Genomic DNA, 25,006 nt, shown 5'->3' with positions numbered 1-25,006 from the left:
CGATCAAATGGTCACCCGCAAGCGCTTGGCGCGCTCCTTGAAGGCGCGCTCTCCACCTTCGAGGATGTCGCACACGTGCTGCCGGATGAGCGGGTTCTCGAGACTACCGCTCTCATACGTGGTGAGCGGCAACTGGCCGGGCCTGTGCGGTCCGCACTGCGCGACGATCACCTGATCCGCATCGGTGTTCACCACCAAGTTGGCGTTGTGCGTCACGATCACGATCTGGCGCCGCTTCTTGGCGTCGCGGAAGCGATGCACCAGCTCTTGATAGATGGACTGAGGGTCCAAATTCTCTTCGGGCTGATCGATGATCAATGGTCGGTCATCTTCCGCATCGATGGCCAAATACAGTAACAGCAAGACGATGCCGCGCGTGCCAGGTGACAACTGCTCGATATCTACGCCGTCATACTGCAAACCGTAGCCAACAGTGATGTGATCGGTGCTGTACAACCAGTCAGAGATGTTGCGCGCCCATGCGCGGAACTCGGCGTTTTCCGGCATGTGGGTCCGGAGCGCCGCCTCATTGGCCTTGACGAAATTGAGCAAGGCCGTGGCGGCTTGCGCAGCGTCACCGGTTGTCCATGCCGCCATCAGCCCGGCGCGCGCCGACCGCAGCAACTCACCGCGCCCCTTGAACGGGCCGTTGGTCCGCAGATCCAACAGGTCCTCACCCTTGGCGGCCCACTGCGCCAGATCCACATTTCGACGCACCGAGAAAGACAATTTCGACAAGGAGCCCGCCGCCTCTTCGATGCGCGCCTTGATGGGCGCGTAGAGATCCGCGAGTTCCAGCTCCTCCTCAACGATGGCTTCGAAGATGGCGGCATAGGCGCCGCGCCGCGCATCGACCAGCGCGCGGATGCGCTCGTCTGCACCCTGAATGCGTTCGATCTGCTGGAGCACCTTGGTCAGCGCGGTCTCGGCCTTGGTGATCTTGTCCGAGAGGGTGGTGAAGCGTTTGGCGTTCTGCGCGTCGACACCAACCAGCGTGCGCAGGCGAGCGAGCTCCCGCTCAAGGAGCGAGAGCGATTGATCCGCGAGGTTGACGTCGACGGGGATCAGCGCGACCGTCGGGTCGGGATTGGCTGGAGGCACCGGATCGGTTTTGGCAGGGCCTCGCAGCGCGGCCACCGACAGGTTCGCCTGTTGGATGCGCTCGGTCAGCAGCGTGTCAACCGGGCCGGCATAGTCGAGCCTGAAGGCTTCCCAGTCATTGGCACTGAGGCCGGCATGCTCACGCTCTTGCTTCATGTCGGCGAGCAGAGATGGCGCCTGGCGGGTGCGGAAGTCGCGCACGTCGTCTTGCAAGTGAAGCAGGGCCTGGTGTCGGCGCTTGGCTTGGTCTACGAGTTGTCGCTTCGCATCGACCGCGAGCGAAATCTGCTCATGGCGCCTTGCGCGGTCTTCGTTGCCCTTGGCAACCAGCGACTTGCGGTCGGTCTTGTCCTTGTCGATCGCACGCTTCTTCTCGTCCCGGTCCTTCTCAAGCGCCTTGAGGCCGTCCTTCTTGACACGTTCGTCGGTGAGGTCTGCGGACGCCCTGGTCAGAGCCTGTTGCTGGCGTTCACGCTTCTGGCGCGAAGTTTCCAGCCGAAAGCCCAGCAACTCCTGGAAAGAGTCGGCGCCTTGACGTTCGTTGAGCGGATGGGCATTGAAAATCACACGTTCGATCTCGGTGACCAACGCATCGTTCAAGCCTTCCGCCGAGCAGAGCTGGTCAACGAACTGCTGCGACAGGTACTGGACGTAGGGGCTGGCCAGGAAATCCTCCATGTCGGTCTGGGTGAGTTCGTTGCCAGTCTTTTCGCCAGACGCCCATTGCAGCTCGGCTTTGCTGTCACCGAGGTGCTGTTTCGCGCGAAGGATGAAGGAGCGCTCGTTCAAATGAGGAGAGAGCGCAAGACCGCCTGCCGCAATGAGATCGGCCAAGGCGGTTTTCCCCGAACCCCGCGCACCGATCACGGCAACCAGTCCCGCGTTCAGCTGAAGGGCACCATTCGCGATCCAGGGCGCGTTCGTCACAGACAGCGAGTTGATGGTGTGGCTGTCCAATGCGCCGCGCGGTGGCTCGGTTCCGATGGAAACACGCTCTTCGGGTTCGATGCAGGCCTGGCGTAGCGAGTCAAACATCAGGTCGCCCTTGATCCAGCAGCGGCGGTCGCCGTCAGGCTGCCCGGCCTTGGCGAGCGAATGTGCATCCGACCCGTGCAGGCAAGGCTTGCATCCGTTGTACTGGCTTTCGAGTTCTTCGACGGTGGCCGACTCCTTGCCCAGCCAGAAGCGGACCTGTTTGGGGTTGGCGCTGAAGATGATGTGGGCAAGGCCCTCGACGTTCTTGCGCTGCGCCGCGAACGAGGCGGTGGCGTCACGCAGACCAGAGGTCCCGTCCTTCTCTCCGCCAGCGACGGCGATCAGGGTGTTCTTCTTGATCCACTCGTTTTTTGACCATGCCTGCTTGAGCTGCTCGAAGTTCACCTTGAACTGGTTGGCACCTTCGGACCGGGCCGCCTCGTCGTCTGTCAGATCTGGTTTATGGGCGCGGCCTAGGCGGATGAGGTCGCTGCGTTGGCAGCGGTAGGACTCGCCCAGGTAGGGGAACTCGAACTCCAGCAGGAAGCGCTTGATCCGGTCGATGTGGTCGGCATCATGCGGCGAGAAGAGCAGGTGGATGTTGACCGCCGATGCCTTCGCGGTTTCGATGCCAAGTCGCAACTCGACGTTGGGGAATATCAAACCCACGCCAGACAAACGCCCGCGGCGTTTTTCGTCGACGACCTGCTCGTAGCGTTCAATGCCGAAGTAGTCGGTGATACCCATCGCGCGAATCGGCGGGTTCGACGCCTCGATGGCGTCCAGGAACGCTGCCCAAGGATCTAGACCGGCGTACTGGTCGTTCAGGGCGGTGCCCGGCGTGTGGATGTGAGGGTCCCAGCGATGCCAGATCGAGCCTCGTTTGCTTTGTACGTCGAACATGTCGGCCATGGGTCCTCTTCAGTGTTCTTCTGAGGAGGGACGTACCCCGCCACGCTCCCGTCGCAGAGCGACAGGAAGCGCGTAGATCCGGCCCTCAAATGCCTAAAATACAGGGCATTATCAACTTATTTGCCTAATTTGGCGATTTTCTTCCGAGTGCCTGGCTTGCGCTCCATGTGGCAAAAGCCTAATATAGCGGGCGTTGAGTACAGAGAATGCCTAATTTCATGAGCAAATTCGTGATGCCACTGCAAGCCACCGAGCGGGTTGCCCAGCTGGGTCAGCGCATCCGGGTGGCGCGGATTCGGCGCGGGTGGTCGGTCGCCGATCTCGCCAGCAAGGCGGGTATCAACCGAAACACCCTCACGGCGCTGGAACTCGGTAAGCCAGGTACGGCGATCGGCGTGTGCTTCACGGTACTGTGGGCACTCGGCCTGGACAAGTCTCTGGACCCTGTTGCGGATCCCGACAGCGATCTCCACGGCAAGGCGCTCGAAGCGTCGCGCCGCCCTACGCGGGCGGGCAAGGTCCGGAAGGCGAGCGACGACTATGACTTCTGAGCGCGAAGCCTATGTCTACATTCAGCTACCCGGCACGTTGGAAACGGTGCCGGCAGCGCTGCTCAGGGTGCAGACGCTGCCCGACGGCATGCAAATAGGGCGGTTTCGCTACGGCGACCGCTACCTTCAGCGCCAAGAGGCGGTTGCACTCGATCCGTTCCAGCTGCCTCTTGCCAAGGAAGTCTTTGAGTTCACCCAGCTCAAGGGGATTCCCGGTGCGGTTCGAGACGCCGGTCCCGACGCCTGGGGACGGCGGGTGATCGAGCACAAGCTCGAGCGCAGCGCGGCTGACCTCCAGGAAATCGACTATTTGCTACATGGTCCGCAAGACGGGGCAGGGTACCTGAGCTTTGGGCTGAAGGCCGAACCGCCCGCGCCAAAGCGCCAGTACAACCGCACGCACCAGTTGGCCGAGCTGATCGCGGCCACGCAGGCGATCGAAGAGGGGCGCCCAGTGGCCGCCCATCTGCTCGAACAGCTCGATCCTGGCACCAGCATGGGTGGTGCGCGGCCGAAGGCCACGATCGAGGACGCGCAAAGTCTCTGGCTCGGCAAGTTTCCCGCTAGAGATGACCGCTTCAATCTGCAGCGGGTCGAATTTGCGACGCTCGACTTGGCTCGGAGATGCGGCTTGAACGTCACACAATCCCGGCTGGAGACGGTTGGCGAGAGCGACGTGCTGATGCTGCAGCGGTTCGATCGCGATTACACCGACAAGGGTTACCTGCGTTTCGGTCTCGTCAGTGGCCTGACAGTGCTCGACTGCGGCGATAGCCACCTGGACCGGGAACGTTGGTCCTACCCGCTGCTGGCCGACAACTTGCGCCGATGGTCTGACAAGCCGGAAGCTGACTGTGCCGAACTCTTCAGGCGGATGGTCTTCAATGCTGCCGTGACCAACAACGATGATCATCCTCGCAACCACGCTCTGCTGCGCAGGCAAAAGGGATGGCGGTTGTCGCCGGCCTACGACCTCGTGCCCGCGCCCGTAGTGAGCCTGGAGAGGCGCGATCTGGCGTTGACTGTCGGCGACTACGGCCGCACGGCCAGTCTCTACAACTTGCTGTCGCAGGCGGGGCGCTTCGGTTTGTCGGCTGAAGAGGCACGCGGGCAAATCGCTCGACTCGTCGACACCGTCCGGCATTGGCGCGAAAGCTTCTTCGCCTGTGGTGTCTCGGCAGAGGACATCGACTACATCGCCCCGGCCATCCTGCCTGACTGCTTCTTCTTCGAAAGGCGTCCCGATGCGTGAGGCGCCATGTCGGCTTGCATCTTTGGCCACGCCAACATGCCGTTCGAACCCATCCTCTCACGACATCGAGATGTCATGAGTAGCCCCGCGGACAACTACAAGGGCTTCACGGACTTGGCCACCGCTCAGGTCGAAGGCACCGATTACCGAGTCCATGTGCGGGCGAACGCCGGTTCGACCGTCGCCGTAATAGCCCCCCATGGGGGCAGCATCGAGCAATACACATCGGACGTTGCACGCGACGTTGCAGGGGCGGACTTCAATCTCTACATCTTCGAAGGAATTCGCCATGCCGGCAACTATTCCGCGCTTCACCTGACCAGTCATAGGTTTGATGAGCCGCGATGTCTGGAGTTGCTGTCCAGCTGCGATCACGTGGTCGCGTTACACGGATGTGCTGGCGACGTTCAACAGGCCCTTGTCGGGGGCCTAGACGAGCCCTTGAAGGCCGCTGTGGCGAAAACCATCGCTGATCTGGGTATCGATACCCGGCTGCGGGGGCACCAATTCCCGGCAACCGATCCAAAAAATATTTGCAATCGTGGGCGCCGCGGCGTTGGCGTGCAGATCGAGATGACGATGGCGCTGAGGCTGCACGGGCCGCGAGAGGCGATCTCTGCGGCCATCCGGTCGGTGTTGCTGGCGTTGCCGGCGGTTTAACTGGGGAGGAAGAAACAAATGATTCTGACCGACAACGAAACCAAAGTTGACTTGCTCAACAACGAGGCGATAGCCAAGACCATCATCGAACTGTTGCGCGAGAAACCGGACCATCCAGTCACGATCGGTGTCCACGGCGATTGGGGCGCTGGGAAATCCAGCGTCTTGGAGATGATCGAGGCCGGGTTCTCGGGTCAGGACGATGTGCTCTGCCTGAAGTTCAACGGTTGGCGCTTCCAGGGGTTCGAGGATGCCAAGATCGCGTTGATCGAGGGCATCGTGACTGGCCTGGTCGAAAAGCGCCCCGCATTGACGAAGGCTGGGGGTGCGGTCAAGGATGTTTTCAATCGCATCGATTGGTTGAAGGTCGCAAAGCGCGCAGGTGGTTTGGCGGTGACCGCATTCACCGGCATTCCGACGCCGGACCAGATTGGTGCCGTTCTGGGGACGCTCGAAGGCATGTTTGCCGACCCTGGCAAGCTGGCGACGAAAGAAAACCTCACGTCCGCCATTGATGGCGTGAAGGAAATGTTGAAGCCTGCGGAAACCAAGAACGTCCCAGAGGAGGTCGAAGCCTTTCGCAAAGCCTTCGATAAGCTTCTGAAGGATGCGGGCATTAGGCAGCTCGTCGTGCTGATCGATGACCTTGATCGCTGCTTGCCAGATACTGCCATCGAGACGCTTGAAGCGATCCGATTGTTCGTGTTTACCGCGCGCACCGCGTTTGTGGTCGCCGCCGATGAGGCGATGATCGAGTATGCGGTGCGCAAGCACTTTCCGGATCTACCCGAGACCACGGGCCCGCGCGACTATGCCCGGAACTATCTGGAAAAACTGATCCAAGTGCCGTTTCGCATTCCGGCTTTGGGTGAGACCGAGACGCGCATCTACGTGACGTTGTTGTTGACGGGCGCGGAGATCGGCGACGGGGATGCTGCCTACTCGAACCTCATCGAGGTGGCGCGTGAACGCCTCAAGCGTCCTTGGGCAAGCGGTGGACTGGATGCAGCGACTGTCAAGGCGGCACTTGGGGAGAAGGCCGAACAAGCCAACAACGCGCTCGCCCTCAGTGACCAAATCGGCCCCATCCTTGCGAGTGGGGTGAAGGGCAACCCGCGCCAGATCAAACGATTCCTGAACACCCTGTTGCTCCGGGAACGGACGGCAACGGCACGGGGGTTCGGCGATGACATCACGTTGCCCGTATTGGCAAAGCTGATGCTCGCCGAGCGTTTCATCCCCCGACTGTTCGAGCAGATCGCATTCGTCGCGGCAGTCCATCCGAAAGGCTTCTGCGATGACCTTGAGGCGCTAGAGAAGAGTCTGGCCGCGGACGGTAAGACAAGCGCGCAAGGAACGAGCAAGGGGGCGAAGCCACCGGACTCGCCTGTGCCCATCTCTGACAACGCTGTTCTGTCGGAGTGGAAATCGTCTGATACGGTTTGTGATTGGGCCCGCGTGCAGCCAACTCTGTCCGGCGTCGATCTGCGTCCATATTTGTTTGTGACGAAGGACAAGAAAGACTACTTCGGGGCGGTGTCGGTGTTGGGGCACCTAGCTAGCGTGGTGGAGAAGCTGTTCGGCGGGAAGATGATGGTTCAAGGTTATGAAGCCGAGTTGAAGCAATTGGCCCAGCCAGAGGCAGACAAGGTATTCGAAGCCGTGCGCACTACGATCATGGGCACTGGGACCTTCGACACGATGCCACCTGGCGTCGATGGCCTCATCGTCTTGGTGAAGGCTCAGCCCGGACTGCAAGGGAAGTTGCTCGACTTCCTGGAGGCTTTGCCGAGCAGCAAGTGCGGGCCATGGGCCGTGCGCGGATGGCAGGGTGTCATCAAGGATCCGGATTGCGTCGCCCGCCTGACCAAGCTGTTGACGGATTGGAGCAAGGTAACGAACAACCCCACGCTCAAAGCGACCGCTGAACTGGCGCTCAAAGACACGAAGGGGGTTCGCTGATGGGAACTTCGACAGCGTACGGCGGCCCAGGGGGCGGGACGCCACTGATCCCCTCGTGGTTGGGAGGTGCTGACGGTGGGGCCGCGCCGCCAGCATCGCCTGCCGGAGGTGATGGCTCTGCAGGCGACGGCGTTTCACCTGGTGACGGAGGCGCGCCGCCCATCGCGCCGAGCCGCCCGTCCATTCCTGCAGCCGCTGACCCTCAACGCTTCTCCGGCGCACGCAATAGTTTCACGCGGTTTGCCGGATCGGGCGGTAGTGACCGGGTCAACTTGGGACGTGCCGTCTCTCGATATGTGTCCACGTCGGCGGGTGGTGCGCGCCAAGCGGCGCAACGCATGGGGGCCTCGCGGGGCTCTGGTGCGAGATTGCTGGGCTTTCTTGCGGATGCCCAAGCCAGAGGCGTGCGTGAAGCGCTGCGCTCGCTGGACCTCGAGTCGCTTGCGGGGAGACCAATCCAAGAAATCTTTGTCGGCTTGGCCGATTACATCTGCCCAGGAGCCGGCACAGTCGACGAGGGAATCGCGCGAGAAGCCTATATCGAGACGATCATCGAACTAGCCACCGAGGGGTTGACCGATCTTTCGACCTTCACACCCGACCAGATGCAAACCGTGTTCGAGTTGTATGCGACGCATGCGATCGAAGCGCGCATTTGCAACGACATCGGCACCAAGGCCGTGACCATGCCCACGGATGTGCAGGCTGCCCACAAGGTGGAAGCGCAACTACGTGACTTCATCCGTGGCGGAGTAAGTGATGCGCTCACGAGGGCGCGCGCCGAATCGCCCAATCTGACCCCGGAGCGTATCCAGTCGTTCGTGGACACGGTGTACGAATCGGCGTTTTCGATCCTCCAGACCCTCGGCCAAGCGGAGGCAGATCAATGAAACGGCAACTTCTGGCCGGCCGCTTTGGCCCTGACGATCAAGTCGACATCCCCATGGCCGCGGACGAGCAGCGGACCTTGCTTCAAATGGTCGCTGGCGAAAAGTCGCTTGATCACGGCATCGGGAGCGCTCTCACAAGCTTGAAGAAGCTGGGCATCTTCCCGTCCGAGATTGGAATTGACCTATTGGTCGTCGCAGCGCATGTCCATGCAGCCGACACCCGCATCTCCCGTGCCGAGCAGTCGCAGGACTCGTGGACCCGGGAGATTCGTTTGGTCGTGCCAGTGAGCGATCCGACGCGTTGGACCGCCGCGACTCCAACGCTGACGAAGGCCTTGAACTTCCTGACTGGTGACCGCTGGACGGTCGGGTATAGGGCGCGTCCGCACAGATTCGCCACTATCGCCAGCGATGCGCCTCCCACCCTACTTGCGCCGCCGTTCGACTCAGTGAGCCTGTTTTCGGGCGGCCTGGACAGTTTGATCGGTGCCATCGACTTGCTGCATCGCGGGTCGACTCCGCTGTTGGTGAGTCACTTCGGCGAAGGCGCCACCAGCGATGCTCAGGGCAAGCTCTTTTCCGGATTGAAGAAGAACTACGACAAGTCGTCTTTTGAGCGTCTGCGTGTTGGCATGACGTTCGATGACGGGCTGGTCGAAGATGTCGGGTCGGAGAACACCACGCGCGGGCGTTCGTTCCTCTTCTTCGCGCTTGGGGTATTTGCCGGGACCGGCCTGGGCAAGGATTTCACTTTGCGCGTGCCCGAGAATGGGCTGATCGCCTTGAATGTTCCGCTAGATCCATTGCGCTTGGGTTCGAACAGCACACGCACCACTCACCCCTACTACATGGCTCGCTGGAACGACTTGCTCTCGGAGTTGGGCATCAACGGCCGCGTTGAGAACCCGTACTGGGATAAGACCAAGGGTGAAATGGCATCGGCTTGCGAGAACCCCGCGTTGCTGGCCAGGCTCGCGCCAGACTCTCTGTCTTGTTCGTCGCCCACGAAGGGGCGCTGGCAGGGGCTTGGCATCGAACATTGCGGCTACTGCCTGCCGTGCTTGATCAGGCGTGCTGCCTTGGACAGGGCTTGGGGTCCCGGCAAAGATGAGACGACCTACACGGTGTCTGATCTCCGTGCCAAGGCATTGGACACCCGAGAGTCGACGGGTCAACAGATACGGTCTTTCCAATACGCCATCGAGCGTCTTCGTGGACATCCGCAGCTCGCGAACCTTCTCATTCACAAGCCCGGCTCACTGACCGACGAAGTCGCGCGGTTGGACGAACTCGCTGATGTTTATCGTCGTGGCCTCGACGAAGTTGCACGCTTGATCGATGGTGTCGAGACAAGGCCAAGCTGATGCTGGATCGCTCATGACCGCCGCAGCAGGGCTTGTGGATTTCCACTGCCATCTCGACCTCTATCCGGACCACGAAGCTGCGGTGCTGGAAGCGGACCAAGCGGGCGTCTTCACGCTGGCAGTAACGACGACCCCGAGGGCCTGGCCGCGCAACCATGAACTGGCGCAGCGCACGCGACACGTGCGCGCAGCACTCGGCCTCCATCCGCAACTGGTGGCCGAACGGGCCAATGAACTGGATCTGTGGGACAGGCACCTGTCAGAAACGCGCTACGTTGGTGAGGTCGGCCTCGATGCTGGTCCGCGCTTCTACAAATCGTTCGATCTGCAGAAGCAGGTGTTCCAGCATGTCCTGCAGCGCTGCGCCGAAGCTGGCGACAAAGTCGTCACGGTGCATAGCATCCGTGCCGCGAAGGCGGTTCTTGACCACGTTGAGGCGTACTTGCCATCCGCGCGCGGCAAGATCGTGCTCCATTGGTTCACGGGAACCAAGAGCGAAGCGAAGCGTGCGCTTGATCTCGGCTGCTTCTTTTCGATCAATGCTGCGATGCTGGACAATGAGCGCCACGCGCCGATGGTCGGGGTCATTCCGCTGCACAGGTTGCTGACTGAGACAGACGGCCCGTTCACGAAGACCGGTGAACGGCCATCGAAACCGGCGGACGTGTCGCTCGTGGTTGAGGGCCTGGGGCGTCTGCACGGGCTACCGGCTGTCGAGGTCGCGGCCGCTGTTCGCGAGAATTTGCGAAGCTTGCTCAAATAGCCCGTTGAGGGGAAGAGGCTTGTCTGGTGGAGACGGTAGGCTTCGATAGTTGACGATGGATGGGCTGGAGTAGCCGTCCCGCAAACCGAGTCCATCTCCCGCGCCAGCAAAAGCGCTCGTTTTTCGACGGTAGAAGTGACGGTAAAGTACGATGCAACGACCCCTCAAAGCAAGCATTCATGCGGGTTTCCGGCCCTCGGAAACGATTGAGTGGGCTCCACGTCGTAGGGCACAGCGCGGTGGCGTTGCCGCGGCTCCTGGCTAAGCCGCCCGCTGCAGCGGCACTACGTTGCTGGCCGTCAAGATCGCATCAAGGCGCTGACCGAGTAGCCTCCATGCCTCACGCTTTTCTTCGGCGTAGTCATGATGCAGATAGTGCCTGCGCACTTTACTGCCCGGCAACACGTGATTCTGGCAGCGATCAATTACGTCTGGGCTGACGCGCAGCGCCTGCATCATCGTGGAGGCGGTTCGGCGCAGATCATGCGGCGTCCATTCCCCGTTCTTGCCATCAGCCAGCACCAGCGAGTCATCGTTCCTTCGATGCGCGAGTGGCTTGCGGTTCTTGAACCGGGTCTGGCGGTCGCCGACCTGTTTGCTGACACTTTTGACGAAGACGTGGCCTTCCTGTTGGCTGGCAGGGAAGCACCAATTGGCTTTGCCGGTCAGTTCATGCAGCGCTTTGAACTGTCGCAGCGCGAAATCAGATAGATAGACCTGCCAGTCAACGTGCGTCTTGGTGTTTTCGCGCGGAACGAACCAGGTCGCCTTTTCAAGGTCTACGTGCTCCCAGCGGGTTTGGAGCAGTTCACCAATGCGGCAGCCGGTCCCGAGACAGATCCACAAAGCGAACTGCGTTTCTCGCAGTACCGGCCTGTCTGCGATCCGCTTGTCCTTCGCAGCCTCGTAGGTGGTCGCCATGCTGGCGAAGATGTCGCGAAGCTCCCCGATCTCATTGGCAGAAAGGGTGCGTTCACGGATGCCCGGCTCGTAGCCTTGCGGTACGACCTGCTTCAGTTCGACCAACTCGGCCGGGTTGCCATGGACCAGCAGCAAGCGCCAGGGCTGGCGCTTGATGGCCCAGCGGAACATCTGGCGCATCTCTGTCAGCATGCGTTCCGCAGTTCGGGCTCGTCCGCGTTTGCGCCCGACGTTACGAAGGAGGTCGAGTAGTTGGGCGTCGCCGAGTTCGCGCACCGGCGTGTCGCCGATGGTGGGCAGGACGTCCTTCTCGAAAGTCCGGCGAAGTTCGGCGTTGGCGTCCTTACGGCTCACGCCGTCGGCCAGCCAGGTCTCGAACAACGTGCGGAAAGGAGCATTAGCCGCCAACGCTGCAGCCTTTGCTTCTGCGGCCGCACGATCGGCTTCCGCGCGCTGCACCTGAAAATCGACCCCGTCCCGCGCGAGCGACTGAATGCGCGCGTTCTCCGTCACCGCCTGGGCGAGCGACATGTAGCCATCAGTGCCGCTGCTGCCATATGGACGCGGTAGGCGAGCTTGGATCTGGTTGCCAGCAACGACGTAGCGCACGAGCCATGTCTTGGTGCCGTCCGGGGCCACGCGCAGGTAGAGGCCGCGGTCGGCCGTGACCTTGTAGCCGGCGTCCTTGGGCTTGAGCGCTTCGATGCCGCGTACAGTCAGCTTCGCCATTTCCGTGTCCTAGCCGTGTCCTAAAAATCGGTGGATTTCAGTGTATCCAGCCGAACGATCGCGGACAAGAAAACGATATAAGCTATTGTTTTGTATGGGTATTTTCGATCCTGGGACGTCCAGGGAAATCCGCAATTACTCACCTGTCACGCCGGGGGTCGCGGGTTCGAGTCCCGTCCACTCCGCCAACACCTAAAAGGGCTAGCAGGTACTTACCCGCTGGCCCTTTTTCTTTGCGCCTCCCTCTGAGAACGAGGTTCTGACGCAGGGTCGCAGCATCAAGAACCGTGTAATGATGCCGTGTGACCAAAGCAATCTTGACCAAGTTTCCGGGCGTTCACCGCCGAGCCGATTCAGGCATCTACCAATTCGGACTCAGGGCACCAGCCGATCTTCTCCAGCATTTTCCGAGCGGCTGGGCCATTCGATGTTCGCTGCGAACGGCTGATCTGCGTGAGGCCAATACGAAGGCCAAAGCACTACAGGCTGATTGGTCCCGCAAATTCGATGAAATGAGAACCGGGGAATCTCAACCTCTCAGTGTCGAGTTGCCTGTATTACGGCGTGAACTGCTGGCCAGATTTGAGCGGCTGCTTACAGTGGTTGATGCTCAGTGCAGCAGGGTATCGGGTGCTTCACGTCCAGAGAAGATAACGTCGCTCAAGGAACACATTTGGGATTACCGAGAGGCCTTGAAGGAGGGGACTGTTCCAGAGTGGGCTGAGGAACAGCTAGACAAAATGGGCTACGCAAGGAATCCGCTTGTTGATGCCGAATTGCTGGCCCACATCGTGTCAATGTACGAGGTTCGTTTGGAGGCGCTTACAGACGTGAGTCGTACCTTCCCCGTAAGAGTCGAGTTACTCAAGCGCAGGCGAGAATTGCTGGGGTCGCTCACGCAAGATGTGCTCTTACAAAACCGGGAATCCTCCTCCCGCCGAATCGTGGAGACTGGTCATACGATAAACGATGCTTTGAATGTATGGCGGCAGATACAGCGATCCGAAAAGACGGCGGGGACCTTTGCCCGCCATGCACAGCAGTTCGCGGACATGATGGGTGACCCGTTTCTAGAGTCAATAGACAAGACGGGAGCAATCGAGTTCAGAGACAAGCTCCAAGAATGGGCAATCAAGAACCGAAAGACTGCAAATACTGCAGATAACGTTTTAGTGAGTGTCCGGGCCTTAGTGAACGTCGCTAGGGATAAGGGATGGATTTCAGGGAACCCATTTGAGCGCTTGATCGTAAAGGTCGGTGGGAAGGAGTCAGTGGGGCGAGAGCCCTGGACGCACTCTGAGTTGAAGGTGCTCTTTGACGATCCAATTTGGACTGAGGGGAGACTACCGACTGAGCGCAAAGCGGGCGGTGCGGCAGCGTATTGGATCCCCCTAATTGCTTGTTACACCGGGGCGCGAGTCAGTGAAATTGCCCAGCTTTGGACGGACGATCTGGATATCACACTGGGTCAAGAGGTGATCGAGTTTCGCTCAGATGCGGAAAGGGCTCAGAAGCTCAAGACAAGCGGGTCTTGGCGTGCTGTGCCGATGCATTCCGATTTGGTAAGGCTAGGCCTGCCGGAGTATGTGAGGTCCTTGCAGGAGGGGCATCTGTTTCCACTTTTGCCTAGAAATGGGCAGAACGGTGCGGGCGGACAGTTCTCAAAATGGTTCGGTGATTTCAAAAGCCGGAAAGGCTTCAAGACGCACAGCAAATCAATGCACTCATTTAGGCATCTTGTGGCGTCTGAGCTTCGGCTTTCTGGGGCGCAGGAGGCGCAGGCTGATGCGATTATTGGTCACGCAGGTGACGGAATTGGGCGCAGGGTATATTCCGCGACCATCCGAAGAGAAGCGGAGAGGTTGAGACCAGTCATAGAGTTGTTGAAATTTCCTCTGTCGCAGTTGGCCCGTGTCAGCAAGAGATGAGAGCCAGTCAATCTAGATGGGGACATTCTGGGAAGACAACAGCAAGCTGGGTAGTGGAGACTTAAAGTCTGGACTAAGAAGAAATAGATGCTCCACCGCGGTTCTGGAAGTTATCTGCTTCGCCCACTTTAGTGTCGTAAGTTGATGTTGCGTTGCGCGTGCTGCGTCTAGTGCACGATCTTCCTGATGCAGGAACAGAACAACGGACAAATCTATGGACTGGCGCCCGTGAAGTCGGCAAATCTTTTGAAGAAGCCGGGCAAAACTGCGAAAGGTGGTTTGGTCCATCTCTTGCGCCGGGTCATCCAAGCAGATAAGAGAGTTCCTGAATCGTCCCGATGACAAATAGCGGGTGAAGAACCAAGCCAAACCAAGAATATGGTTCTCTGCCTCATTAAATATGTGGCGCACTTCAACTTGTCGAGAGTCTGTGCCAACAACGACTTTGAGGGATTCGGCGCCTCGTTTTGTCTCTGCAACCATCTGTGGTGTATCTACGAGATTCCACCTCGCCGGCGTGAGTGTCATGGCTAACTCGTTCCATACCGCTTCCAAGGTGCGGGGAAGATGTCGCTTGACTATTGAAAGACATTCTTTGTCGACCGTGTCGCGAATCCTTGCCCACCGTGTCGGCAAGTCCCAGAGGGCAGATCCCCGCGCATTCTCGGTCTCAACAGATTTCCAAAGCTGTTTGCCCACTTGTACGGAGTCATTGGATATAGGGAGTGGTGGCATCGCGAGAAGCGAATCGATCATTTGCATGTAGTCTGAAACGACGTGACCGCCTTTCAGTTCGCTTTCCAGCGTGGCGTAACCTTCGCTGTCTAAGCCAAGCAGTTTGCTTAGATGTGTTCTTCTATTTTCGGATATTGGGCACTGTCCAAGTCGCGTTCTGCTCTTTTCAGTTGCACGAAGTTCAGCTAGCTTGTCGGAGTATTCTTTCCGCGCTGTTTGAATCTTCTTGTCCAATTCATCCGATATTTCCCGAACAACGTTCAAAATCCCACCCCGCTCGTGATGATCTGAATGGCATGTTGGGCAAGTGTCAGGGTGACGCTCTATCCACGATGGGAGCAAGGTGCTTGAAAGTTGAATAAGGTGCTGCCTTTGATCACTCAAACTCGTTCCGATTGATTTGAGGTCATCTAGTTGTTTCCGAAGAGAGGTCAACTCGTCAGAACTTGCCTCCTTTATATCTATAGATACTTCAAGTGGCGATTGACTACCAAGCCATGCCTGCCAATTTGTCAGGTCTTCAGAAATCTCTGAGCGCTGTTCAGCAAGGGATCGAAGTTCAGACTCAATTGAATCTATCAAATTCTTGACAGAATGCAGAACTGAATCTCGTTCCTCAATCCACAGCGAAATAGCGGACTGGCATTCATCGGTGGCGCCGAGCGCCTCCATGCCGATCAGACGCCGAGCCAATGTTTCACGTCGCTTGTTCCCATCAACGTCTAACCAAATTGCTGCGAGAGACTGCGCAGCAATTCTTTGACTTGGCATGAGCTTCGCAAATGCCTCCAGCCAATGTGCAATTTGTTGCGAGCCTGGTGGTACCTGCTTCAAGAGAAAGTGATCTATAAGCTTGGTGAGTCGACTGTCCGAGCGAGTAACAGACGCCATGATTCCAAATTGGCGCAGCCAGTCTTGTCGCTGACCATTGGCAGACTGATACTCGCGCTCGCAGTAGCTCTGTAGAGTTTGGGCCAAGCGCGAGTAGCCGCTGAGCACGGTGAGTCCTAGTGACTTTCCAGATTTGGAAACGAATTGTCGAGCATCCTCTTGTGCCAAGAGCGTTCCGTCGACGAGTTCCAGGTCCGCATCCGCCTTGATGAGGTCGTTCTGTTCATGGAGTGGAAGTCGCTCTCCATCACAGATGATCCGGGGGGATGTATTTGTGTTGAACGGGGATAAGACTGAATCAAAATACTTTTGTATGGAAGGTTGTCTTATGTCTTTGTCGTAAAGATATTGGCTCATTCGCCTGGATGTGCCAGCTACCGCCAAGCTCACTCCCTCAAAAATGCTTGACTTTCCCGTCCCATTTGGTCCGTAAATGATGTTGATGTTTACGGGCCTCTGAGAACTTTTAAGTTGTAGCTTGAAGTCGGAGATGTTTCGAAAATTCTCGATCTCAATCGAACTGATTTTGCGAGGTCGATCAGGTAGGCTTCCTCTTAACCCTGTGGGACTCTCCGTTCGAACCTGAGCAATCATTCTGGTAACAAGCTCCTTGTCGGCCGATTCTTTGAACCGACTTGGAAGCTGATCCAAGACGACTTCTATTTCCGCATCTGCGGTCAGCCATGCATGCATTTTGTTTGCCGGCAGCTGTAAAAGCCCTCTGCTGGAGAGCAGAAGCTGAGGCAACTCGCGCCCAGCCGCGAGTTGTATTGCAAGAGCCTTTTCGTCGGTATAGACAATTCGATCTATTGCAATTTCTTCTGTGAATCCACTTTCCGAGCGCAGGTTCTGTATGGCGTTGTCCCATTCCTCCACGCACGCGGATTGCACGAGAAAGATCAAGGAGATTGTCCAACTTCCATATTCGTCGGATCGGCCTTTCTGCAATCCACTTCTTGGAAGCAGTTGTGAGCATTCCGACAAGGCTTCCTGAATCTCCCTGGCTACGACGTTTCGCGTTTGAGAGGCCTCTGAGAGGACGATGAATTTGAACCAGGTGCCGAGATCGGCATCAAGGAATTCCGCAATTTGCGATTCGGTGCGATGCGGGTATAGCCATACCGCCGAAGAAGTTGGGTCCGGACTATTCGCTAGCGTTATGCCAAGTTGTTTTTGGTACTGGTCTTTGAGCCAGCTCTCAAGTGTTTCAAGGATGCTCATGTTTCACCTCACAGGTCGCTAAGTGATATCCACTCGATATTCGACAGCGTTGCGTGTTTAACGTTGCGGGACAGTCTTGATAGCTCGTAACGCCAGTTTTGCATATCAATATCCGTTGGGGCTGACGGATTTATTTCGTGGTGGAGACCCAGCATAGATAATTTCTTGATTCTTCCTTGATATGCCCATTGACGACTTTCTGCAAGTGGTTTGAGTGCCGCGAGGCTTTGCTTGCTGCCTGCACGCCATGAGGGAACTGGAACCACTAGATGTAGATTGGTTTCGTCCCATAGGGCCCCGGGGTACTGCAAGAAATCCCATTTGTGAATTGTTTCTTCTTTGTCGCCAAGATGTACGAGAAGGTTCGATGCGGCGATCAAGTCGTTGCGTTTTGTATGCTGATAGTCCCAAGGAATATGTTCGTCTCTTCGGTGGGTCGGGATTGCTTTTGAACTGATCGGTTGCCCGAATATGAAGGATTGGCTCTCGCTGTTAAAGCAAACCATCGACCAGACGCCTAGGAAGTTGTCAAACCACTCCATCAGGTATCTGAGCTTCTCGTCGTTCGTTTGTGGGTGGCGATATCGGTCTAGCCAATTTTTAAGAACGAGGGCGTTCTTCTCGTCACTGACGTTTTGCAAGCATGAGAGGCCGTGCAAAGTCTGCATCCAAAGAAACAGATCATCAGTTGTGAATTGGTTAGGGTGTTGATCTGAGTGTGTTTGGCAAACAGTATCGGCCCGAGTTTTCCCGTACGCATCGATTAGCCTGCTGTGGCCATCGTGGTTGGGGTAGGGATCAATGATCGTGATCCCAGCACCGGCATGTCTCTTGGTGGCCGAAATCCGAAAGAACTCCTGAAGATACTGCTCGGATGCCCTCCAGCCGGCAGCAATTAGCGAATGTTTAGAAAAGCAATCTTCAAGCTCCGTTTTGACGTTGCCAGGTTGCCCCTTGAGGCGTTGTTCCAATTCGTCCTCTGTAAGGACAAAGGTTCCATCACCATCTAAGAGCGCCTTAACGCAACCATGAGGCTTATAAACGACGATTGTCTGAGCGTCCTGATTCGTTATCGAGCCAGTCGGCGTCCAAGACTCATACCAGCGAATCCAAGTTGGGGGAAGAGGCAAAGGACTTGTCTCCTTTTCCTTCCGGCTACCAATCCCGACGCTGTTTAACGCACGCTCTAGCCAGATGTCCCAGTTGAGGGACCATAGCGCATACCATCGCCCCTCTCTTGCAAGTCGTGCGATTACCCGATGGCGTCCGGTGGTTCCTCTTAATGGGACCCTAGCATTGGCAGTCCAGCAGGGGTCGTTAGTGACTTCTAGGACTTGGGCGATTTGGTATTTTGCTTCAAATTCTTTGCTTCCAAGTTTCAAGAGCTCTTCGTAGACTTCGCCAGCCCACTTGTAGAGAGCCTTTTCCTTATTTGTGGCCAGATCCATTAGTGAGCGTGCAGGAACCCCTAGTTGCTTTTCAAGCTCTTTTTGCTTGGATGCGACCATGCAGGCAAGATCACTCGCCAGGGGTACCAATGAATGAGACATCCCGGCTCCGATGAGTAGCGTCGGACGTATCGGGCTGGGGTTTGTAATGCCGACTACCTCAGGAAACTGATGCGGTGGCGTTGCTGACATTGAGCGTGACTCCCGTTAACGCCCGCGTGTCTATGGCCCTTGTGCCAAGAGTGCTCGTGTTGACTGGGGCAAATATTCTTTGTGTACGTGCTCGACTATACAAACCTTGTTCGATTCAGAAGCTGAGATGAAAAATTGTTGTGATTTTGCGAGGCCCCAGTCCAACCAGCTAGCCTGATAGATCCCCCATTACCCTCACCGTAGTGCTATCCCGCGTGAGAGGAGAGTTCATAAACGACCGTTTCCGGACATACCTGAGTGTAATGTACGGAAATTAGCTTGCGGTTATTTTGGACATGTCTCATGATACGGACGTCCTTTTTGTACATGGAGTCGAGTGATGTCTCGTGTTTTCGCCTATTGCCGTGTCAGCTCGACTGAGCAGACCACGGACAACCAAATTCATGAAATTGCCGCCGCAGGCTTCAACCTGTCCCCGCAGAGGATCATTGCCGAGACGGTTTCCGGGTCGGTGGCAGCCCAAGAGCGCGAAGGGTTCGGCAAGCTGCTCAACAAGCTGGAGGCCGGAGATGTTCTTGCGGTGACGAAACTCGACCGGCTTGGACGGAACGCAATGGATGTCCGTTCCACCGTTGAGATGCTGGCCGGTATGGGGGTGCGGGTCCATTGCTTGGCCCTGGGTGGGGTGGACCTTACAAGCCCAGCCGGAAAGATGACCATGGCCGTAATTTCGGCTGTAGCCGAGTTTGAGCGTGATTTGTTAATAGAGCGTACCCAAGCGGGTCTCAGCCGCGCCAAGGCCGAAGGAAGGGTCTTAGGCAGGCCACAGAGCCTTTCCCCAGACCAAGTGGTAGAAGTGAAAGAGAGTCTCTCTAGGGGGCTTCCTGTGGCTGCGATTGCAAGGGAATTCAAGACCAGCCGCCAGACGGTCATGCGCATTCGGGACGCTGAGCCTGTATCTTGATTCGGTACAGATTCGGTGCATATAGAGATAAAAGTGCTCGCCAATTTCCCTGGGTGCCGCGCATCTATCGCCTGACGAAGGCAGCGAAGCGAACCGGAGTCAGAGTACTCCCCCTAGGATTGACCACAGAGTGCCCAGAGCAGGCCGTAGATAGCTAGAGTCCGAGAGTAGACAGAAACCCAGGCTACAAGAACTAATGGAGTGAGGTCACCCCCTTAGAGTTACCTTATAGAGACGCGGAACCCACAACAGCGGCAACTAGGAGCACTACCTCTAGGCCGTGAATAGGGCAAGACTAAAACAAGCGTTTCCACCAAGGTATATTGAGATGGGGTGAAGTTCTCGTCGCCACCTCTACGAAGTACGGAATGGAGAACTTCACTGCGTCTTGAAGACTAGGGTGATAGTCAGGTCCAGGAAACTTACTGCTCGTGTCTATACCTCGAATTGAACAGAAAGTCTTTCCACCCGGTTCTCGTGTGATGACAAAAGAGCCAAGCGGTACGGGTTGGCCATCATGGGAGTAGCCGACAGATGCAGATGCAGCGTTAGGCATAAAGCCTTCGTTGACTTCTAGCCAGCCGGGTGCTTTCGCTAGTTCTCCAATTTGCTTAGAGAGCGCATCCAGAATAGCCAATTCCACAAAAGTCAGGACTTCTTTTGCACGATCTTTGCCCGGGTCTTCTGTGTTAGTCGCTGTCTCAACAATTCCTTTTCGGCCTACATCAACTACTGCTCCGGCAAAGATTGCTGCATATTTCACTGCATCTGCAAGCGTCGGATATGCCAGTTGAGGACCCAGTTGCCCATTGTCTCCACAAGAGGTCGGTGAGAACACAACGCTGTTATTGAAGGGGGCGGACTGAATCTGAGCCACGGGAGTTAACCCGGAGCCTCCAGGCCGTGCCACCTCAACTACAACACCAGCGAATCGACCCCCGTGGCCCAGTTGAAGAGCAATCTCTACACCCTTGGCTTTTCCCATTCCTACAAAAGTGTTTGTGAGCAGGTTGATCTCTGAGTCTGAGAAAGAGTATCCGTCTAAGTTGGAACTTCCCACGCCGAGTTTTTCCCAATTCTCAACGGTCATGCCAAGGGTAAAGCCATGAGATGCAAGTGCCTCCTTAACTTCTTCGACCTCGGTCCTTGTCAAAGAGGCTTCGCTAACAAGAGGCTCTTCAGAGAGTTGAACAAGGTCGCCGACAAGTGATAAGCCTCTGCGCGTCAGCTTCTCCACCGTAGCCGCATTCTCCAAAACTTCGCGTATTGACCAAGTGAGAGCCGGATCGACTCTCGGCGACGATGAGCCGCTCGGCGGCAGTACCATGCCGATATATTCTTCATCCATCCCCGATGGGGTGGAGAGTTCGTCCAAATCCTCATCGCTTCGATGAGGAACTCGAATGGCTACGCAACGCTTCTTGGTGACATTTTCCACAAGCTGCTCGTAGGAAGATGTCATGTAGACAGGGCTTTCGCAAACAGTGCAAAAGCGAGTCTTGTCACTGCCGTCGATGGCTTTGAGTTCATCCCATTTCCGGTCACACCGGAAGCTGAATTTGCAAACAATTTCGCCGACCATCCTGTAGCCTTCCGTAGAGTTGAAATGCAGCATGGTTCAGCCGCAGACGGCCTCGCCGTGGTTTCAACCCCGCACTCCCTGCGACTTTCCCGGGAGGAGTCTGCCACAAATCAAACTCATAGTGTGTGTACTCATAGTGTGTGTTTGGGAAGACTTGGGTCATGCCCAAGACCATCCACAAGCCGCCATCCAAAGAGCGTGCACAGGTCGTTTTTGGGGCTACAGTGCGTCGATTTCGGGAGAAGCGTCTCCTGACCCAGGAGCGGCTCGCGGAGCTTGCAGACCTCCATACGAACTACGTGAGCTCAGTCGAACGTGGGGAGCGGAATTTGTCCCTCCACAACATCGCTAGGCTGGCCTATGCGCTCGATGTGGCCGTCTCGGAGCTGGTTCGCCCACTTGATCCGTCTGCCTGAGGGGGGAGCGGCTGGATATACTGGGGCCTTGATCCACAACTGTGAATCACACCGTGTAACTGCACGTGGTTTTTGAGGCTGCTTCCCTAGGGAAATCAAGGTTACGGCAGGAGTCCCGTCCACTCCGCCAACAAAAAAAAGCCGTTGCATGAAAGTGCAACGGCTTTTTTCTTGGCCAGACCGAAGGTCCGCGACTCCCTCATTTCTGTTGGCTCAACTGGTGTGCCGCGCGGTGCAGATGTGCGATGAAATGCCTGATCACCGGTGAGACGACCGAATCACTGCGGATGATGGCGCCGACCTTGAGGGGCAGTCCCGCCTCTGCAATAGGCACCACGTGGATGTGGGGCGCAGTCAGCGGGTGTTGCGCGATCTGGCGCGGCAACAGCCCCACGTAGTCACCCGAGCCCACCAGCGACAGCAGCGTGAGCGTGGAATTGACCACGGCCCCCAGAGGCGGGGCCGGCAGGCCATGGCTCTCGAACAGCTGCTTGGCGTAGCCGGTGTCGGTCGCCGAGCCGGTGTAGACCCAGGGGGCATCCGCCAGTTGCGCCAGTTTCTTTGCTTTCGCCCTGGGGCTTCCTTTGCGCACCACCACGACCATGGTGGTGCTCATCAGTTCTTCCGTCACGAATTCGCCACTGGACAGGCCGGCAGGGATGCCGCTGACGGCAATGTCCACCTGGCCGGAACGCAGGCGCTGCAGTTGGGCGAAATAGAGTTCTTCGCTCACGCGCAGCCGGATGTCGGGGAATTCCCGTCCGAAGGTGCGCAGCGCTTCCGGTATGAGCAGCATCACCGCGACCGGCACCGCGCCGATATTGAGTTCGCCGCGCATGTTCCCGCCCAGCTGGCTGATCTGGTCAGTGGCGGCCTGCAGTTCCTTGGCGACTTTTCGCGCGCGCTCGAACAGCACCTGGCCCTGGGCGGTGGGCAAGACGCCTTGTGAGGTACGCACCAGCAGGGGAGCGGCCAGCTCGATCTCAAGCTCGCGGATCATCTTGGTCAGCGCAGGCTGCGAGACGTTCAGGCGACGTGCTGCGCTGCGCAGGCTGCCGTCTTCGATGGCGGCCACGAGGGCCTGCAGGGTGCTCAGTTTCATGGTCGAGGCAGGGCGGTCGGGAGTCCCGAAATCGTCATCGCGATAACCAGATGTTATCGCGAGCGCGAAACTGGCATCTGGGCAGCAGGCCCAGGATTGCGCAGAATCGCGCCCGCTCCCCGGAGTGAATTGACCGATATCAAATAACGAGGAAACGAGATGCTCAAACCGATGGCGACCCAGCTTTTTATCGCCCTGGGCCTGACCCTGGCGCTGGCCGCACAAGCCCAGAACTTCCCCAGCAAACCCGTGCGCATCATCACGCCTTTCCCGGTCGGCAGCGGCCCGGAGGGCGTGGCACGCATGGTGGCCGACAAGCTTTCCCGCCTCTGGGGCCAGCCGGTCGTGGTGGAAAACCGTCCGGGCGGCAATGGCTTCATCGCCATCGACGCGTTCAAGCGCGGTGCCAATGATGGCCATGACTTGATCCAGCTCGACAACGTGCACCTGACGGCCTACCCGCACCTGTTCAGGAAGCTGCCCTACGACCCGAAGAACGATTTCGATCCGCTTCTGCCCCTGTTCAAGACCTACTTCTTCCTGACCACGGCCGTCAACAGCAAGTACAGGAACGCAGCGGAACTGATCGCCGATGCCAAGGCCCATCCCGGCAAGCTCAACTACGGCTCCTGGTCGGTCGGCAACCCGGTGCACCTGGGCTCGGCCCTGCTGGAGACCGTGACGGGCACCGAGATGCAGCACGTGATCTTCAAGGAAACGAGCCAGCTCTACACCTCGGTGGCGCAGGGTGATATGGACTTCGCCTTTGGCACCAGCGCCACGGCGGGCTCGCTCTATCGCTCGGGCAAGATCAAGTTCCTGGCCGTGGCCGCGCCGCGTCGTATCCCCGCTTACAAGGACGTGCCGACGGTGGCCGAAGCTGGCGGTCCCGCAGGCTTCGAGGTCAGCGGCTGGACGACCCTGGCCGTGCCCAAGGGGCTGCCGCGCGCCGTGGCGCAGAAGATCACCCACGACATTGAGAAGGTACTCGGCGAAGCGGACATCAGGGAAAAGTACCTGACCTTCGGCTACGAACTCTCCCCCCTGAGGGGCGAGCAGTTTGCCCAGTACATCCAGGCCGAGTCGGCTCGCCAGGCGGCCGTCATCCTGAAAACGCAGGCCGCGCTGGACTGACCGGCCCTCCTGCACCAGACACACCCGCAAACGAAAGGACAGACATGGCCCGGATCATCGGCGGCATTGCCACCTCGCACACCCCTACCATCGGCTTTGCGGCCGACAAGAACCAGAAAGACGACCCGGTCTGGGGCCCGATCTTCGAGGCCTTCGGCCCCATTCGCAGCTGGCTGGACGAGAAGAAGCCGGACGTCATGTTCGTCATCTACAACGACCACATCACCTCCTTCTTCTTCGACCACTACTCGGCCTTCGCGCTGGGCGTGGGTGAGAGCCATGCCGTGGCCGATGAGGGCGGCGGCGCCCGCGCGGTGCCGCCGCTGCCCGGCCATCCTGCCCTGGCCAGGCACATCGGCGAATCGCTGGTGGCTGACGAGTTCGACATGTCCTTCTTCCAGCACAAGCCGCTGGACCACGGCTGCTTCTCGCCCATGTCCATGCTGTGTGACCGCACGCAGGACAGCTGGCCGGTGCAGGTCGTGCCGCTGCAGGTGGGTGTGCTGCAGCTGCCGGTGCCGTCGGCCCGGCGCTGCTACAAGCTGGGCCAGGCCCTGCGCCGCGCCATCGAGAGTTATCCCGAAGACCTCAAGGTCGTGGTCGTGGCCACGGGCGGGCTGTCGCACCAGGTGCACGGCGAACGTGCCGGTTTCAACAACACACCCTGGGACATGCGGTTCCTGGACCTGTTCGAGAAGGACCCGGTGCGCATCTCCGAGATGACGCTGGCCGAACTGGCCGAGCTCAGCGGCGTGGAAGGCGCCGAGATCATCATGTGGCTCATCATGCGCGGCGCGCTGTCCGCGCAGGTGAAGAAGGTCCACCAGACCTACTACCTGCCCTCGATGACCGGCATCGCCACAGCCATCTATGAAAACCTGGCGTCCGGTCCCGTGGCAGGCGAAGTGGATCGCCACCGCGCGCACATGGCCCAGCAACTCGCCGGTGCCGAACGCCTGCAGGGCACCTACCCCTACACCTTGGCACGCAGCGTCAAGGCCTACCGCCTCAACAAGTTCCTGCACGACATGGTGGTCCCTGCGCACCGCGAGGCCTTCAAACGGGACGAGGAAGCCAGTTTTTCCCAGGCTGGCCTGAGCGAGAAGGAAAAGACCCTGCTGCGCGGGCGCGACTGGCGCGGCCTGATCCATTACGGCTGCATTTTCTTCGGCCTGGAGAAGTTGGGCGCGGTGGTGGGTGTGTCCAACCTGCACATCTACGCTGCCATGCGCGGCGAGAGCCTGGAGGCCTTTCAGAAGACGCGCAATTCGCCGGTGCTGTACTCGGTGGCCAGCACCGAGGCGGGCAAGAAGGACTGGGTGGAGGGCAAGTAGCTGCTGCCCCGGTCCCGG

At 58.2% G+C, this 25,006-nt stretch carries 18 protein-coding genes; 12 read left to right on the top strand and 6 right to left on the bottom strand.

The window, feature by feature from the left end:
• Positions 1 to 3 precede the first annotated feature (3 nt).
• Positions 4 to 2,988, bottom strand: coding sequence for a TrlF family AAA-like ATPase (locus AC1RRP_RS12640; RefSeq protein ID WP_305617718.1), 2,985 nt, complete (start codon positions 2,986 to 2,988; stop codon positions 4 to 6).
• A gap of 218 nt (positions 2,989 to 3,206) precedes the next feature.
• On the opposite strand from AC1RRP_RS12640, the gene AC1RRP_RS12635 reads away from it, so the two are divergent.
• Genes AC1RRP_RS12635 through qatD form a run of 7 tightly spaced genes read left to right on the top strand, consistent with a single transcriptional unit; the run spans position 3,207 to position 10,430 of the window.
• A complete protein-coding gene (locus AC1RRP_RS12635) occupies positions 3,207 to 3,539 on the top strand; it encodes a helix-turn-helix domain-containing protein (RefSeq protein WP_305617720.1) in 333 nt (110 codons plus the stop codon).
• Positions 3,529 to 4,791, top strand: a complete 1,263-nt coding sequence (locus AC1RRP_RS12630; protein WP_305617722.1) for a type II toxin-antitoxin system HipA family toxin — start codon at positions 3,529 to 3,531, stop codon at positions 4,789 to 4,791. Before AC1RRP_RS12635 ends, AC1RRP_RS12630 begins: the two co-directional genes overlap by 11 nt.
• A 36-nt stretch (positions 4,792 to 4,827) precedes the next feature.
• Positions 4,828 to 5,451 carry a poly-gamma-glutamate hydrolase family protein gene (locus tag AC1RRP_RS12625; RefSeq protein WP_305617724.1) on the top strand — a complete coding sequence of 208 codons (624 nt, stop codon included), beginning with the start codon at positions 4,828 to 4,830 and terminating at the stop codon, positions 5,449 to 5,451.
• A gap of 18 nt (positions 5,452 to 5,469) precedes the next feature.
• Positions 5,470 to 7,413 carry a Qat anti-phage system ATPase QatA gene (gene qatA, locus AC1RRP_RS12620; protein WP_305617726.1) on the top strand — a complete coding sequence of 648 codons (1,944 nt, stop codon included), beginning with the start codon at positions 5,470 to 5,472 and terminating at the stop codon, positions 7,411 to 7,413.
• On the top strand, positions 7,413 to 8,303 hold the full coding sequence (qatB, locus tag AC1RRP_RS12615; protein WP_305617728.1) for a Qat anti-phage system associated protein QatB: 891 nt from the start codon (positions 7,413 to 7,415) through the stop codon (positions 8,301 to 8,303). The genes qatA and qatB overlap by 1 nt, the downstream gene beginning before the upstream one ends.
• Positions 8,300 to 9,667, top strand: a complete 1,368-nt coding sequence (gene qatC, locus AC1RRP_RS12610) for a Qat anti-phage system QueC-like protein QatC (protein ID WP_305617730.1) — start codon at positions 8,300 to 8,302, stop codon at positions 9,665 to 9,667. Before qatB ends, qatC begins: the two co-directional genes overlap by 4 nt.
• Positions 9,668 to 9,680: 13 nt before the next feature.
• Positions 9,681 to 10,430, top strand: coding sequence for a Qat anti-phage system TatD family nuclease QatD (qatD, locus tag AC1RRP_RS12605; RefSeq protein WP_305617732.1), 750 nt, complete (start codon positions 9,681 to 9,683; stop codon positions 10,428 to 10,430).
• Positions 10,431 to 10,691: 261 nt separating this feature from the next.
• Here qatD and AC1RRP_RS12600 read toward each other — a convergent pair whose 3' ends face one another.
• A complete protein-coding gene (locus AC1RRP_RS12600; RefSeq protein ID WP_305617734.1) occupies positions 10,692 to 12,080 on the bottom strand; it encodes a tyrosine-type recombinase/integrase in 1,389 nt (462 codons plus the stop codon).
• Positions 12,081 to 12,382: 302 nt separating this feature from the next.
• Here AC1RRP_RS12600 and AC1RRP_RS12595 point away from each other — a divergent pair, with 302 nt between their 5' ends.
• Positions 12,383 to 14,008: a DUF6538 domain-containing protein gene (locus AC1RRP_RS12595; protein ID WP_493036683.1), complete on the top strand. Its 1,626-nt coding sequence runs from the start codon at positions 12,383 to 12,385 to the stop codon at positions 14,006 to 14,008.
• 12 nt (positions 14,009 to 14,020) lie between these two features.
• On the opposite strand, the gene AC1RRP_RS12590 is transcribed toward AC1RRP_RS12595, so the two are convergent.
• Together AC1RRP_RS12590 and AC1RRP_RS12585 are read right to left on the bottom strand one after the other, a co-directional pair.
• Complete coding sequence (locus AC1RRP_RS12590) at positions 14,021 to 16,855, bottom strand: AAA family ATPase (RefSeq protein ID WP_493036681.1); 2,835 nt, start codon at positions 16,853 to 16,855, stop codon at positions 14,021 to 14,023.
• Between the two features lie 8 nt (positions 16,856 to 16,863).
• Positions 16,864 to 18,363 carry an SIR2 family protein gene (locus AC1RRP_RS12585; protein WP_493036679.1) on the bottom strand — a complete coding sequence of 500 codons (1,500 nt, stop codon included), beginning with the start codon at positions 18,361 to 18,363 and terminating at the stop codon, positions 16,864 to 16,866.
• Between the two features lie 472 nt (positions 18,364 to 18,835).
• Between AC1RRP_RS12585 and AC1RRP_RS12580 the strand changes: the two genes are divergently transcribed.
• Positions 18,836 to 19,420: a recombinase family protein gene (locus tag AC1RRP_RS12580; RefSeq protein ID WP_493036677.1), complete on the top strand. Its 585-nt coding sequence runs from the start codon at positions 18,836 to 18,838 to the stop codon at positions 19,418 to 19,420.
• 295 nt (positions 19,421 to 19,715) lie between these two features.
• On the opposite strand, the gene AC1RRP_RS12575 is transcribed toward AC1RRP_RS12580, so the two are convergent.
• On the bottom strand, positions 19,716 to 21,035 hold the full coding sequence (locus AC1RRP_RS12575; RefSeq protein ID WP_493036675.1) for a hypothetical protein: 1,320 nt from the start codon (positions 21,033 to 21,035) through the stop codon (positions 19,716 to 19,718).
• A gap of 128 nt (positions 21,036 to 21,163) precedes the next feature.
• Between AC1RRP_RS12575 and AC1RRP_RS12570 the strand changes: the two genes are divergently transcribed.
• Positions 21,164 to 21,418: a helix-turn-helix domain-containing protein gene (locus AC1RRP_RS12570; protein ID WP_493036673.1), complete on the top strand. Its 255-nt coding sequence runs from the start codon at positions 21,164 to 21,166 to the stop codon at positions 21,416 to 21,418.
• Positions 21,419 to 21,617: 199 nt separating this feature from the next.
• Here AC1RRP_RS12570 and AC1RRP_RS12565 read toward each other — a convergent pair whose 3' ends face one another.
• A complete protein-coding gene (locus AC1RRP_RS12565) occupies positions 21,618 to 22,520 on the bottom strand; it encodes a LysR family transcriptional regulator (RefSeq protein WP_493036671.1) in 903 nt (300 codons plus the stop codon).
• A gap of 159 nt (positions 22,521 to 22,679) precedes the next feature.
• On the opposite strand from AC1RRP_RS12565, the gene AC1RRP_RS12560 reads away from it, so the two are divergent.
• Entirely contained in the window at positions 22,680 to 23,654 is a 975-nt protein-coding gene (locus AC1RRP_RS12560; RefSeq protein ID WP_493036669.1) for a Bug family tripartite tricarboxylate transporter substrate binding protein, read from the top strand.
• A 44-nt stretch (positions 23,655 to 23,698) separates the two neighbouring features.
• Positions 23,699 to 24,988: a gallate dioxygenase gene (locus AC1RRP_RS12555; protein WP_493036667.1), complete on the top strand. Its 1,290-nt coding sequence runs from the start codon at positions 23,699 to 23,701 to the stop codon at positions 24,986 to 24,988.
• Positions 24,989 to 25,006: the final 18 nt, after the last annotated feature.

This window comes from Hylemonella sp. GW821-FHT12C09 (assembly GCF_058807395.1).
This window is presented reverse-complemented; position numbering and strand designations above follow the sequence as displayed.